Annotated in this window: 13 protein-coding genes; 4 read left to right on the top strand and 9 right to left on the bottom strand. The window is 71.0% G+C overall.

Annotated features, from left to right (window positions below):
* Positions 1-212 precede the first annotated feature (212 nt).
* Positions 213-818 (top strand): class I SAM-dependent methyltransferase, encoded by a 606-nt coding sequence (locus tag AB0J39_RS32510; RefSeq protein ID WP_363471779.1) that lies wholly within the window; start codon positions 213-215, stop codon positions 816-818.
* A 36-nt stretch (positions 819-854) separates the two neighbouring features.
* Here AB0J39_RS32510 and AB0J39_RS32505 read toward each other — a convergent pair whose 3' ends face one another.
* Both AB0J39_RS32505 and AB0J39_RS32500 read right to left on the bottom strand, forming a co-directional pair.
* Positions 855-1229: a CBS domain-containing protein gene (locus AB0J39_RS32505; RefSeq protein ID WP_363471777.1), complete on the bottom strand. Its 375-nt coding sequence runs from the start codon at positions 1227-1229 to the stop codon at positions 855-857.
* A gap of 72 nt (positions 1230-1301) precedes the next feature.
* Positions 1302-2735, bottom strand: a complete 1434-nt coding sequence (locus AB0J39_RS32500; RefSeq protein WP_363471775.1) for an MFS transporter — start codon at positions 2733-2735, stop codon at positions 1302-1304.
* A gap of 134 nt (positions 2736-2869) precedes the next feature.
* On the opposite strand from AB0J39_RS32500, the gene AB0J39_RS32495 reads away from it, so the two are divergent.
* Positions 2870-3454 carry a helix-turn-helix domain-containing protein gene (locus AB0J39_RS32495; RefSeq protein WP_363471773.1) on the top strand — a complete coding sequence of 195 codons (585 nt, stop codon included), beginning with the start codon at positions 2870-2872 and terminating at the stop codon, positions 3452-3454.
* Between the two features lie 115 nt (positions 3455-3569).
* Here the strand turns inward: AB0J39_RS32495 and AB0J39_RS32490 are convergent, their stop codons facing one another.
* Positions 3570-6341: a PQQ-binding-like beta-propeller repeat protein gene (locus AB0J39_RS32490; protein ID WP_363471771.1), complete on the bottom strand. Its 2772-nt coding sequence runs from the start codon at positions 6339-6341 to the stop codon at positions 3570-3572.
* A complete protein-coding gene (locus AB0J39_RS32485; RefSeq protein ID WP_363471769.1) occupies positions 6335-7090 on the bottom strand; it encodes a hypothetical protein in 756 nt (251 codons plus the stop codon). Before AB0J39_RS32485 ends, AB0J39_RS32490 begins: the two co-directional genes overlap by 7 nt.
* 860 nt (positions 7091-7950) lie before the next feature.
* On the opposite strand from AB0J39_RS32485, the gene AB0J39_RS32480 reads away from it, so the two are divergent.
* On the top strand, positions 7951-8346 hold the full coding sequence (locus AB0J39_RS32480) for a hypothetical protein (RefSeq protein WP_363471768.1): 396 nt from the start codon (positions 7951-7953) through the stop codon (positions 8344-8346).
* Between the two features lie 163 nt (positions 8347-8509).
* Here AB0J39_RS32480 and AB0J39_RS32475 read toward each other — a convergent pair whose 3' ends face one another.
* The 5 genes from AB0J39_RS32475 to AB0J39_RS32455 form a co-directional block, all read right to left on the bottom strand.
* Entirely contained in the window at positions 8510-9550 is a 1041-nt protein-coding gene (locus AB0J39_RS32475; RefSeq protein ID WP_363471766.1) for an ABC transporter ATP-binding protein, read from the bottom strand.
* On the bottom strand, positions 9547-10380 hold the full coding sequence (locus AB0J39_RS32470) for an ABC transporter permease (RefSeq protein ID WP_363471764.1): 834 nt from the start codon (positions 10378-10380) through the stop codon (positions 9547-9549). Before AB0J39_RS32470 ends, AB0J39_RS32475 begins: the two co-directional genes overlap by 4 nt.
* Before the next feature lie 4 nt (positions 10381-10384).
* Positions 10385-11182 (bottom strand): molybdate ABC transporter substrate-binding protein, encoded by a 798-nt coding sequence (gene modA, locus AB0J39_RS32465; RefSeq protein ID WP_363471762.1) that lies wholly within the window; start codon positions 11180-11182, stop codon positions 10385-10387.
* A 9-nt stretch (positions 11183-11191) separates the two neighbouring features.
* Positions 11192-11605 carry a helix-turn-helix transcriptional regulator gene (locus AB0J39_RS32460; protein WP_363471760.1) on the bottom strand — a complete coding sequence of 138 codons (414 nt, stop codon included), beginning with the start codon at positions 11603-11605 and terminating at the stop codon, positions 11192-11194.
* 159 nt (positions 11606-11764) lie between these two features.
* The gene (locus AB0J39_RS32455; protein WP_363471758.1) at positions 11765-12376 is read right to left on the bottom strand and encodes a copper resistance CopC family protein; all 612 of its coding nucleotides are present in this window, start codon (positions 12374-12376) and stop codon (positions 11765-11767) included.
* A gap of 216 nt (positions 12377-12592) precedes the next feature.
* Here AB0J39_RS32455 and AB0J39_RS32450 point away from each other — a divergent pair.
* Positions 12593-13533, top strand: a 941-nt coding sequence (locus AB0J39_RS32450; RefSeq protein WP_363471756.1) for a copper resistance protein CopC, incomplete at its 3' end; no start/stop codon positions are given.

Genomic DNA, 13533 nt, shown 5'->3' with positions numbered 1-13533 from the left:
CCCGCCGCCCCCCCCCCCCCCCCCCGCCACAGTCACGCCGGCAGCCGGATCGCCGGCCGTCCGAGGGAGGCCGGTTCGCCTCCTGCCACCGCGCCGGCGGTCGCGGTGGTCGCCCCGGGTCGAACGGCCGCACGGTCACCACGTGCTGGACTGACGGGGTGGCCCGCCGCAGGCCTGCGTGACCCGCACGTCCGACCCGCGAGAATGCAGGCATGGCTGAACAGAGCATCTGGATGCAGAAGGTCGCCGCCGACCCTGATCACTCCACCTGGTTCATCGAGCGCTTCCGTTCCATGGCTCGCGCCGGTGACGATCTCGCCGGGGAAGCCCGCCTCGTGGACGCCCTGGTGCCGCGTCGCGCCCGCATCCTCGACGCCGGATGCGGGTCCGGCCGGGTCGGTGGCGCGTTGGCCGAGGCCGGCCACGACGTCGTCGGCGTCGATGTCGACCCGGCTCTGATCGAGGCGGCCGAGCAGGACCACCCCGGGCCGCGCTGGCTGGTCGGCGACCTGGCCGAACTCGACCTTCCCGCGCGGGGCATCGGCACGCCGTTCGACGCCGTCGTCTGCGCCGGGAACGTGATGACATTCCTCGCGCCGAGCACCCGTCGTGAGGTGCTGCGACGGTTCCGTGCGCACCTCGCGCCGGACGGCCGGGCCGCGATCGGCTTCGGCGCCGGGCGCGACTACGAGTTCGGCGAGTTCTTCGCGGACGCGGCCGCCGCGGCGCTCGAACCCGACCTGCTGCTGTCCACCTGGGACCTGCGTCCGTTCAGGGACGACTCGAGCTTCCTGGTCGCCCTCCTCCGCCCTGCCTGACGCAGGCCCCGTTCACGCGCGAGGAGGCGCCGTCGGCTAAGGCGCGAGTGTCTCCAACGCGAGCAGGTCGCGCATCGACACCATGCCGATCAGGCGCCCGTCCTGGTCCACCGGGATGTGACGAATGCCGTAGTCGAGCATGCGGCGGGCCACCTCGCGCGTGTCCTCGTCCAGGGTCGCGGTCTTGATGTCCGACGACGCGCACATCCCCGCGTTCAGCGCGGCGAGGTCGGCGGATGTGGCGAGCGCCGTCACGAGGTCCCGTTCCGTGATCACTCCCGTGACCCGGTCCTCCTCGAGCACGGCGAGCGCGCCGATGTTCTTCTCCGTCATCCGGCGCGCCACCTCGGGCAGCTTCGCGCTCACCGGGCAGCCGAACACCATTGGACGGTAAACGTTGGCGATACGCATGCGGCCTCCCCTCCTCACCAGCACATCCAGCCAACCACACCGCCCCGGGACGCCCGTCAGCCGCCGGGCGGGCTATTCGCCGCGCCAGAGAACCAGCGTGACGAGCAGGGCGATCACCAGGGCGCCGCAGGCCCAGAGGAACATCGACGAGATGGTCTGGCCGATACCACCCGAGCCCTGCGTGAGCGGGATCAGCATCACGGCCAGGCCGAACGAGCCGCCGATCGTGAGCGCCGTCTGCAGCACGCCCGCGGTGACCCCGGCGTACTCCTGCGGAGCGGTGGTCAGGACGATCATGTTGAACGGGATGATCGCCACGCCCACGCCGAGCCCCATGACGACGAGGGCGGGGAGCACGCCGTCGGCGTAGGTGCTGCCGCCGTCGAGGCGGGTCAGCCAGGCCACCCCGGCCAGCACCACGAGCAGGCCGGCCACGGCACGCGTCTTGAGACCGATCCCGGCGATGTACTTGATGAGGATCTGGGTGCCGGCGAGCAGCGCCAGGCCGAAGGGCAGGATGGCCAGGCCGCTCTGCAGCGCGTTGAGGTGCAGCACACCCTGGAGGTACTGGACCAGGTAGACCAGGAAGCTCGTGAGCACGGCGGCGAGCAGCAGCAGGGCGAGGAAGGCGCCGGCCCGCTCGCGGCCGGCGAAGACGGCCAGGGGCAGCAGCGGCTCGGCGGCCCGCCGGTCCACCAGCAGGAACACCACGGCCAGCACGACCGCCGCGCCGAGGGCGGTCAGCGTCCAGCGGTCGCCCCAGCCCTTCTCCGCCGCGTGGACGAGGCCGTAAACGGCGGCGGCGAGGGCGGCGGTGCTGAGCAGCGCACTGCGCATACCGGAAACACCGCGCAGGCCGGAAACACCGCGCAGGCCGAGCGGTCGGGACCGGGCCGCTTCGTCCCGCGGGCCGAGGGCCCGGGCGGCGACCACGATGACGATCAGGCCGATGGGCACGTTCACGAGCAGGCTCCAGCGCCAGTCCCCCGCCCACGTGAGCACGCCGCCGAGCACCATGCCGGCGGAGGCTCCGAGCCCGGTGACCGTGGAGTAGAGGCCGAAGGCCCGCTGCTGCCGCTCCCCCTCGAAGACGATCGCCAGCAGCGCCAGCCCGGTGGGACCGGCGATCGCCGCGCCGGCGCCCTGCAGGACGCGACCGGCGAGCAGCACTTCCAGGTTCGGCGCGAGCCCGGCGATCAGGGAGGCCAGCACAACCAGCCCGACCCCGGAGAGGAAGACCCTGCGGTGCCCGAGCACGTCGCCGAGGCGGCCGGCGAACAGCAGGAGGCCGCCGAAGGCGAGGAAGAAACCGTTCGGCACCCACGATCCCCCGGCCACCGACAGATGGAGGTCGGATTGGAGGGCCGGGAGCGCGACGTTCACGATCGTGCCGTCGAGCTGGAGCATGAACTCCGCCCCGACGATCGCCGCGAGCACGAGGACCCAGGCGCGGCCGGCCCGCGGCACGCCGGCCGAGGCGTCACCGGAGACACGTTCGGTGGTCATGGAACCTCCACGATCCGCTGACGGTCAGAGTGAGGCAACCTCAGGTTAGTGGGCGCATTTATACTGAGGTCGTCTCAGGTTAAGTACGAGGATTCAACCTGAGGTGCCCTCAGGATGTCAAGCGGGAGGTACCGGTGGACGGCAAGCCCTACATCGCCCAGCGCCCCAAGCGGGCCGACGGCCGGCGCAACTACGACGCGATCCTGGCCGCGGCCAGGAAGGCGTTCGAGACCGCTGGTGCCGACGCCTCCCTGGAGGAGATCGCGAGCCAGGCGGGGGTGGCGATCGGCACGCTGTACCGGCACTTCCCCACGCGGGCCTCGCTCGTGGAGGCCGCGACCCGGGACGGCCTGGAGAACCTCGTCGCCCACGCCGAACGGCTGGCCGCCGGGCCGGACCCGCTCGACGCGCTGATCGCCTGGATGCGTGCGGCGGTGGTCCACTTCAGCACCTTCCGCGGCCTGGTGGGCATCCTCGCGCAGAGCATGTACGACGAGGGCACGCCCTCCCACATCATGTGCAGCGCCATGCACCGCAGCGGCGCCGACCTGCTGCGCGCCGCGCAGGCGGCCGGCAGGGTGCGGCCCGACCTGACCCCCGACGAGCTGTTCGACCTCCTCAGCGGCGCCGCCTGGGTGCGCGAGCAGGCGACCCCGGCCCGGGATGGCAGCGTCCGCTTCCTCGAACTGGTACTGCAGGGCATCACCACGCGGGACTGACCTTCCGCACTCGACGTTCTGCCGCCCGCGGGCGCCTGGTCGCGATTCAACGAGTCAGGGACATCGAAGCGCTTCGGTCAGCCATGCCGATCGCGGTGGAGCAGTCGTATCAACGTCATCGCGTGTCCAACGCGTACACGTTGCCGTCCCAGCCGCCGACGTACACCACGCCGCCGGAGACCACCGGAGGGGTGCCGACCGCACCGCCGGTGCGGTAACTCCACCGCACCGTGCCGGAGGCGGCGTCCAACGCGTACACGGAGTTGTCCCTGCTGGCGACGTACACCACGCCGCCGGAAACCACCGGAGAGCTGACCCAGCCGTCAGTCCAGTGACTCCACCGCTCCTTCCCCGTGACGGCGTCCAGCGCTTGCACCGAGTTGTCCAAGCTGCCGACGTACACCACACCATCGGACACCACCGGCGAGCTGACCCAGCCACCGATCCACTGACTCCACCGCACCGTGCCGGAGGCGGCGTCCAACGCGTACAGCGAGTTGTCCCTGCTGCCGACGTACACGACACCACCGGACACCACCGGAGGGGCCTCGACCGCACCGTTGGTGCGGTAACTCCACCGCACCTTCCCCGAGACGAGATCCAGCGCGTACACCGAGTTGTCGAAGCTGCCGGCATACAACGTGCCCCCCGACACCACCAGAGACGCGACCCAGTTGCCCGTCCGGTGACTCCACCGCACCTCGCCGGAGGCGGCGTCCAGCGCGTACACCCGGCCGTCCTCACAGCCGACGTACAGCAGACCGCCCGACACCACCGGGTGAGAGAAGACGGGCGCGTCGATCCGGCGACTCCAGCGCACCTTCCCGGTGCCGGCGTCCAGCCCGTACACCGAATAGTCCCTGACCTCGGCGGGGTTGTCCCTGCTGCCGGTGTACACCATGCCGTCGGACACCACCGGGGCGGAGAGGGCGGACTCGTCGATCCGGTGGCTCCAGCGCTCCTTCCCCGTGTCGGCGTCCAGCGCGTACTGCCGGCCGTCGAAGCTGGCGACGTACACGACGCCGCCGGACACCAGCATGGTGTCCTGAGCGGCGGGGTGGCTCCAGAGGGCCTTTCCCGTGGCGGCGTCCAGCGCGTACACCCGGTCGCCACTGGCGACGTGGACGACACCGGCGGACACCACCACGCCGGAGTGGATGCCGTCGTCTGTCGGATAACTCCAGCGGACTCTCGATGCGGGGGCCGCCGCCGGGGCGCCGGCCGGCTGCGGGTAGCGGGCCAGCAGGTTGTCCCGCAACAGCGGAGCGAGGAGTCGCACCGCAAGTCGCGAGGCGGCCGTGAGCTTGACGATGACCGGACCCACGTTGACGAGCGCCGCGCCGAGACCGCCCGCCGGCGAGCTTTCGGTGTACTGGAAGATCTGAGAGCTCTCACTGGTGGGATCGAATGTGTCCCGCTGCTTCGCGAGGGCCACCTCTTCGGCGAACAGCTTCTGCGCGTCGCGGTTCGAGGAGGCCACCCAGATGATGGAAGCCGACACCGTGACGCCCTCGTCAACGGACGGAATCCAGTCGCATGCCGCGGGCTTCGGGAGCGCCACATCCCCCAGAGCGCGGGCATGCGGACTGGCGAAGTAGCCGTCCGCGATGACTTTCAGGTCGCCGTCGGTCAGAAGAGCGCAGGCATCCGGCCAGGCTCCCGGTTCGACGCCGCCGAGCGAAGCAGGCCCGGCGGAAGCGCCGTACGCCATGCGGTAGGCGGTGACCCGGCCTCCGCCATCGTGATCACTGACCGGTGCGTAGACGAGGGCCATGTCATCGGCCGTTCCCAGAAGGACGGGCCGGGACCCGTGGGAGATGTCGAGGGGGAATGCACGGAGGTCGCCGGTGCCTGCGTCCAGAGAGATCAGGAATACGGGGATCGGCCACCCGTCGGACAGGTATACCGACCGTCCCTTGGCCACGACGGTGGACGACTGGAAATACGCGGGCCGGGTCCAGCGGACGCGGCCGGTGACCGGGTCGATTCCCCTCGCCTGCTGACGGGAGTCGGGGGTGTTCGGAACCAGAAAGGCCTCGTCGGCGGTGGTGAGGAGCCGGCCGTCCGGCGTGTAGATGGACGCGGTGCCCTCGACCTTGACGTGGACGAACCCCTCCGCGTCGACCGTCACGCGATGCGGTAGGTCCGTGAGCCGTGACTCGTCCACCGGGGACGGCAGCTCGCGCGTCCAGCGAGGCCGCAGGGTGGCGGGGTCCATTGAGGTGAGGCGAAGTCCGCCGCTGCGGCAGTAGCCGAGGAGGAGCACCGACCGCTCGGCGACTGTGGCTTCCAGATCACAGCGCCGCGGATAGGTCATTCGCGCCCTGGTCGTCCCGGTCCTGGGATCGAGGACCTGTATCTCGATAGGCTCGGACGACCGCTGGAAGACCACGATGTCCCGCCGGTTGACCAGAACATTCGGCCCGGTATAGGCACCGATGCGCTCCGTCCTCGACGGGTCGTACGCGGATATGGCGACCTTACGCCGCCACAGGACGGCGCCGGTGTCCAGGTCGTGGCCGGACAGGACGCGGTCGTCCCGGTCGGGCACCTCTCGCGACACGACGAGCGTCCCGGTGGCGATCCACATGCCGGCGATCCGAGGGAGCGTGGGATCCGGGGCGATCGTGTACCGCAGATCGCCGGTCCGCGGGTCGTGGACCGCGATCGCGCCCCGCCGGGTCGCCACCGCCAGGGCGCGATCGGACACCCGGGGGTACGCGTGCCCCACGGCGTCATCAGGGTCCAGGTCGACGGCCACCGACCAAGCGGCGCGCCAGCCGACGGGGACCTGGAGGTGCGGCGTGTCGGCCACCACTACCAGGTGCGCCAGCAGGGCCATCGCCGACAGGCCCGCAAAAGCGCGCAGAGTCCGCAGGGTCAGCACCGCTTCGCCTTGGGAAACTCGGCGCAGACCACGTCACGCGAGGCTTGCATCCAACCGCCGTTCGGGGAGGCGATGTAAAAGGAGCGGTAGTCGGCGGCGGGGCCGGTCAGCCGGAACGGGGCCCCGCCCGGCGCTCTTATCACCATCTGCTCGGCACGACCCTCCGTCACCACGGTGGCGACGAGATCGAACTCGTAATAGGCCTTCCGGCCGGTGATCGAGAGGCTCAGCGTGACCCGCTCGTCCTGCTTCAGGTCGATCTGCTTTGTCAGGAAGTACGACGTGCGCCGCTTGTCACCGGTGGTGAAGTAGGGATCGGGCCTGTCGAGATCGGCCGCGATCTCGATGGTGTCGGTCTCGCCGGCGGTGACGGCGATCAGATAGGCGCCGTCCGACACCGGTCGCCGGGTGAGGACACGCGGCTTGATGTCGGCGACGCGGAGACTGCTGCGGTTGCCCTCCAGGACCACGGTGACATCCATCTGTCCGACCAGGGCGGCATGGTGGCGTTCCAGCAACGCGCCATGCCGCAGGTCGGTGCTTCCCAGCAGGACGGCCCGATCCCTGGGATCGGTAACCGTCTCCCGCAGGGCGAGGTCCTGGCTGCTGTAGTGGACTTCCACGTGGGGAACCTTCACAGCGGGAGCGCCGCCGATCCGGTCGATCGCGTCCGATCCGTGCTCGTTGAACCAGGCGGTGAACATCACGCCCGCCGCGGCCACGATCACGGCTCCGACGATCCCGGCCACCCATGCCAGCACCGCCCTCCAGGCTCCCCGCTGGGCCGGCTGCCCCTCCGCGCCCGGCCGCGACGAGTCCGCGGTGTCCCCTGCGATGTCCGAAGGCGTCTCCGACGCCTCACGGGTGTGCGTCCGCTGCCGGGCTTCGCGGCTGTTCTCCCCGGATCCGATCGGCCGGTCACGGCGTCGACCGGTTGCGGGAACACCAGGTTCCGTGGCGGTGCGCAGCGTCTGATCACGCTTTGTGCGGCGGCTCCTGGCCACGGGGCGCCCTCACCCTGACTTGAACCCGAAGACACGTGACTGAGGATGCACCAGCATATGCCGAACCTTTGTAGAGAGAAAGCGAATGCACCTAATAACGCTGAGGACTGATAGCGGTAGTCGCGGAGACTCGAAGGCCGTGCGAGGCTCTCCACTCGCCGTCACATTTCTCGCCGATCGTCCTTTTCATTCAATTCGCACACCAATTTGCGCAAGCACCTGGAGTGGTACTGGGCACCGGGGTGAAGGGGCCGAGCCGTACGGCCGGTTCACCTACTACCGGCTCAGGGCTGACGTCATGTCCCTGAATGGAGATATTCGTGTTCCGGCGGACCGAAGCGCGCTCGCCGAAACCCGCGAGCACGTCGCGAATGGCAGAGAGGAGACTCCCGATCCCGCGCCTTCGCTACGCTGACGCCCGTGTCGTCTGGTTCCGGTTTCCCCTGCTCCTGCTGCGGCCGGAACCATGACGAGATTCCGCTGAGCTACCACCTGCCGCGCCGGCATATTGGAGCCCCGAGATGACCGGCGCGCCCGGCAGCGTGCTCCCCTCCGCGTCGGCAACGAAGCATCATCGATCTTGAGGACGGAAGGACACCGACACGATGACGCAGCCCGGCGACTACGGCCTGGTCGGGTCGCTGCACCGCGTGCTGGACGAGGTGGCGGCGGAACGAGCCGCCCAGGACGCGACGTGGGGCCTGCAGCACCACCCCGACGGCACCGGGCCCGCGTACGAGCCTGAGGCCGACCTGGCCAAACAGGCCGTGACCGACGCCGCGGCCGGAGGCCGGCTGACCTGGCGCCACATCCTGCACGAAGAGGTCCTCGAAGCCTTCGCCGAGAACGACGCCGACCGCCTGCGCAGCGAGCTGATCCAGGTCGCCGCGGTCGCGGTCAAGTGGGTCCAGGACCTCGACAGACGCGCCCAGTCACCCGGGATGCCGCAAACCGCCGCCCCGGCGCGGCCGGGCGCCGCGGAGCCGGGCCCGACGGCGTGACCATCGGCGCGAGTGAGCGGTCAGCGCGGGTTCCTCGGGCGAGCGTCGCGGGGCGGGGACGGTCAGGACGCCGATGTCCTGGTCGGCGCGGGTGAGCAGGCCCTGCCACGGCCCCTGAGGCAGATGACGTGTGGTCGTGGCGGTCCTCCGCCCGAAGGCCTGGTCATGCCGGGTAGGCGTGGGTCTCGGTGGCCTTGACCGAGGCCCAGATCCGCTGACCCGGGCTCAGGTCGAGGTCGGCCAGGGCGGCGGGAGTGATGTCGGCGAAGGCGGTGATCGGGCCGTCGAGGTGGACGCGGACGTTGTCGCCGTGCCGCTCGATACCCTCGATCGTGGCCTGCCACAGGTTGCGGGGGCTGCCGTCGGGGCGGGTGCGGTAGAGGGCCACGGCGGCGGGCGAGAAGGCCACGAACGCGGGTCCGCCGAGCTGTTCGCAGGTGTGCAGCAGGAGTTCGCCGACCTTGACCCGGGCCCCGTCGCCCCGCCCCCGGTGCAGGTTGAGCCCCACGAGGCGGGCGACGTAGTCGGTGCGCGGGCGGCGGGCGACCTCTGCGGGAGCGCCCTGCTGGACGACGCCGCCGGACTCGATGACGATCAGCCGGTCGGCCAGCACCATGGCGTCGAGCGGATCGTGGGTGACCAGCACGGTGGCGCCGTCGAAGTCGGCCAGGTGGCGGCGCAGCTGGGAGCGGATCTCCAGCCGGGTGTGCGCGTCCAGGGCCGCCAGCGGCTCGTCCAGCAGCATCAGCCGGGGCCGTACGGCCAGGGCCCGGGCGAGGGCGACGCGTTGCGCCTGTCCGCCGGACAGCTGGCGGGGTTTGGCCGCCGCCCGGTCGGCCAGGCCGACGCGCGCCAGCAGGGTCGCGGCGGCGCGGCGTGCCTCGGCCTTGGGGACGCCCTGGCAGCGCGGCCCGAAGGCGACGTTGTCGAGCGCGGACAGGTGCGGGAACAGCAGGTAGTCCTGGAAGACCATGCCGACCGGGCGCTGCTCGGCGGCCAGGTGGTGCAGCGGCCGGCCGTCCAGGGTGATGTGGCCGCCGGACATCGGGGTGAGCCCGGCCAGGGCGCGCAGGGCGGTGGTCTTGCCCGCGCCGTTCGGCCCGAGCAGCGCGACGACCTCACCCGGTGCGACGTCGAGCGTGACGTCCAGGGTGAAAGCGGGTCGGTGGACGACCAGGGTCGCCCGCAGGCCGCCTGAGGTCATGGGCTGTTCACCCACCGATCGCGCAGGCCGGCCAGGATGACCACGGACACGGCCAGCAGGACCAGGCTGAGCACGATGGCCGCGTCCGGCTCGGTCTCCAGCGCCAGATAGACGGCCAGCGGCATCGTACGGGTGGTGCCGGGGAAGTTGCCGGCGAAGGTGATGGTGGCGCCGAACTCGCCGAGCGCCCGTGCCCAGCACAGCACCGCCCCGGCCACGACGCCGGGCATGATGAGCGGCAGGGTGACCCGGCGGAAGACGGTCCAGCGGGAGGCGCCCAGCGTGGCCGCCGCCTCCTCGAACCGCCGGTCCGCGGCGCGCAGCGCCCCTTCGACGCTGATCACCAGGAACGGCATGGCCACGAACGCCTCGGCGACGATCACGCCGATGGTGGTGAAGGGCAGCGTGATCCCGAAGGCGGACTCCAGCCACTGACCGATCAGCCCGCGCCGCCCCAGCACCAGCAGCAGCGCCACACCGCCCACCACCGGCGGCAGCACCAGCGGCACGGTCACCAGAGCCCGCACCACCCGCCGGCCCGGGAACTCCACCCGGGCCAGCAGCCAGGCCAGCGGCACCCCGAACAGCACGCAGACGACCGTGGCGACGGTGGCGCACACCAGCGACAGCCGCAGCGCCTCCAGCACCTGCGGCTCGGCCAGCCGCTGGAGCAGCGTCGGCCAGGGCGCCCGGATCAGCAGCCCGGCCAGCGGCAGCACCAGGAAGGCCAGCCCCGCCACGGCCGGGAGCACCAGCATCCACGGCAACCGAGCGGACACCTCACGGCGTCCGGCTACGCCGCTGCCGGGTGCGTCTGGACGGACGGTCATGGGATCAGGGCGACTCGAAGCCGGCCTTGGTCAGCACGTCCTTGCCCTGCTGCGACAGCACGAGATCGACGAACCGCTCGGCCAGATCACCGGCGGGAGCCTTCGGCAACGCCACGATCGGATAGTCGTTGATCGCTTTGTCCGCCTCGGGAAAGTCGATGCCCCGCACCCTGCCCGCCGCGGCGATGACGTCGGTCCTGTAGACCAGGGCGGCGTCCACCTCGCCCAGCTCGACCTTGGTCAGCGTGGCCTTGACGTCCTGCTCCAGCGTGACCGGAGTGACCTTGAGCCCGGCCGCGTCCAGCGCCTTGACGGCCGCCGCCCCGCACGGCACCTGCTCCGCGCACAACGCCACCTTCACCTTGGGATCGGTCAGGTCCTTCAGCTCGCCGACCTTGGCCGGGTTGTCCTTCGGCACGGCGATCTCCAGTTTGTTGCGCACGAAGGTGGTGGGGACGCTCGCCGGCGACGCGTCGGTGACGGTCTTCATCGTGGCCGGGCTGGCCGCCGCGAACACGTCGGCCGGAGCGCCCTGCACGATCTGCTGCGCGAGTGTCGCGCTGGAACCGAAGTTGAACTTCACCGTCGTGCCCGGGTGCGCGGTCTCGAAGGTCTTGCCGAGCTCCGTGAACGTCCCGGTCAGCGACGCGGCCGCGAAGACGGTCAACTCCTTCGCCCCGGCGGCCGCCGCTGTAGGCGCCGAAGACGTTGCCGGTTCGCCCGAGCCGCAGCCGGACAGCCCGGCGATCACCAGCGCGACGGGCACGGCGACCGCCCATCGGAGTAGGCGCCCGAACACCAAGGGAGCTCCTCAGGGGGTGGCGGCCACGCGCTCGTGGCCGGGAATCTCGACGACGACGTTGGTGGACTTGATCACGGCGACCGCCACCACGCCCGCCTCCAGGCCCAGCTCGTCGGCGGCCTGCCGGCTCATGAGCGACACCACCCGGAACGGACCGGCGGCGATCTCCACCTGGGCCATCACCGCGTCCCTGATGACCTCGGTGACGATCCCGCGTAAGCGGTTACGCGCCGAGGACCGCCGGCCGTCGCCGGTCGTCTCGACCTGCGATCGGGCGAAAGCGGCCAGGTCGGCCCCGCCGATCTGCCGGTGGCCGTGCTCGTCCCGTACGGCGGCCAGCCGGCCCGCGTCCACCCACCGGCGGACGGTGTCGGAGCTGACCCCGAGCAACGCGGCCGCCTCGCTGATCCGGAACGTCGTCACACTCCAACCTTACCCTTCGCATATGCGACCCTGAATACCCATGTTTGATTGCAGAAGCGCCACTATCCACGTTGTTGTCGTAGCATTCACGAGACCGGGCAGCGCGCGAGGCGCGGTTGCGTGTCCTTGCACAAGGCCCGCATCGAGACCCCGGCCGCATCACGACTCCGCTGTGCCTCGCCGCCGCCGGCCCACGACCACGGTCCCCGCGGCTACCGCCACCACCAGGACGGCGGCGACCAGTGCGAAGGTCCACCCGCCGCCTGACGACGAGGACGCGGCCGCCGACGTACCGGCCGCCGGGGACGACGGCGCAGCCCCGGCGGGGGTCGCCGCCATGGCCGGTGACGGGCTGATAGCCGGGCTCGCGAACGTCGGCGTGGGCGAAGGCGCGGGAGCTTTCAGGGTGAAGTGAAGTTCCCCGCTGACGGGATGACCGTCGGAGGACACCACGCGGAAGGCGATCGCATAACGGCCGTTGGGCAGACCGGCGGTCAGTGGCTGGGTGACGACGGGCCCTATGGTGCTCGGCTTGCCCTTCGCGACCTTCCGCCCGCCCGGGCCTGTCACCACGACGGTGACGAACTGGCGGTCGATCTTCTCGGTGAAGACCAGTTCGATGTGGGAGGGCGCCTTCTTCACCGTCGCGCCGTCCTTGGGCGTCGACGACTTCAGCCCCGTGTGCGCGGCCGCGGGACCCGTCACTCCGGCGATCACGGTGGTCACGGCAGCGGCGACTGCGAACAAGCGGATGATGTGCGCGTATCTCACGGCTTGCCCTTCCGAGGAGGGGGGACCCCTAAGGCTATCCGTGATGATCGGCCCTTCCCCTGAGCACCGCCGTAGTGCCCCTGGGACTTCTGTTGCAGCCGCATCGAGTTCTGTTCATTCGAGGCAAAAGTCGTTAACCTCGTCGCAATCGGTCTCACCGGTCCGAACCGCATCTCCCCATCCAGGGGCCATATCTCGTGGAGAACAGAAGTGACGATGGCGCGCTCGTTGGGCCGGTTGCTTCTGCTCATCGTCGTCGGTGTGCTGACGATGACCGCTTTGGCGGCGCCTGCCTCCGCACACGGCCAGCTCGCGATGTCGACACCGGTCAAGGACAGTACGGTGCGCGAGCCGATGAAGTCTCTCGCGCTCTACTTCACCGAGGCGCCCGCCCCGAACGCGTACTTCGCGGTCACCGCCCCCAGCGGCGCCCGCGTCGACCGGCCCTGGGCGCACGGCCGGCCCGAACGCCTCGACAAGCCGGTCCAGGAGTACAACCTCGTCAACGGGACGTGGGAACCCGTCGTGTACAACACCGGGTTCCCGGCGGAGATCCCGATCGCCTACTGGCCGGAACGGGGCGAGTACGTCGTGCGCTACCTGTCGATCGCCTCCGATGGGGAGCCCGTGCGGGGAGAGCTGCGGTTCACCTACAAGGGCAGGACCTCGGGGGCGCCCAAGGGCTGGCAGGCGCCGGACAACGAGCCCGACCCCGGCCTGCTCGACTCGCACGAGCCCGGGGGCGGCACACAGACCCCGATGCCACAGGCCGGCGGCAGCCTGGCCCCGGGAACACAGGCCGGCGGCAGCCTGGCCCCGGGAACACAGGCCGGCGGGAGCCCGGCTCCGGCAACACAGACCGGCGGGAGCCCGGCGGCGATGGGCCCCGCGGCGCCCCAAGCCGGCGCCGGCCCGGCCGCGGCATCCGAAACCGGCGGCGGTCAGGGCGCCGTGCCCGAGACCGGCTCGCCCGGCACCGCCGCCCGGGCAGCGCAGCCGTCCGACTCCGGCAGCGGGCTGTCGGTGTGGCTGGTGCCCGCGATCCTCGTCGTGGGAGCGGGCGTCCTGGTGGTGGGGGGGGGCGGGCGGCCCCCCCCCCCCCCCCCCACGGAGAGCACCCCGAGGAAAACCCAGACCAACCCCACACAAAACGGGTT

This window comes from Microbispora sp. NPDC049633 (assembly GCF_040675265.1).
GTDB classification, from domain to species: domain Bacteria; phylum Actinomycetota; class Actinomycetes; order Streptosporangiales; family Streptosporangiaceae; genus Microbispora; species Microbispora maris.
The sequence above is the reverse complement of the archived record's forward strand: the minus strand, read 5'-3'. Positions and strand labels throughout refer to the sequence as shown.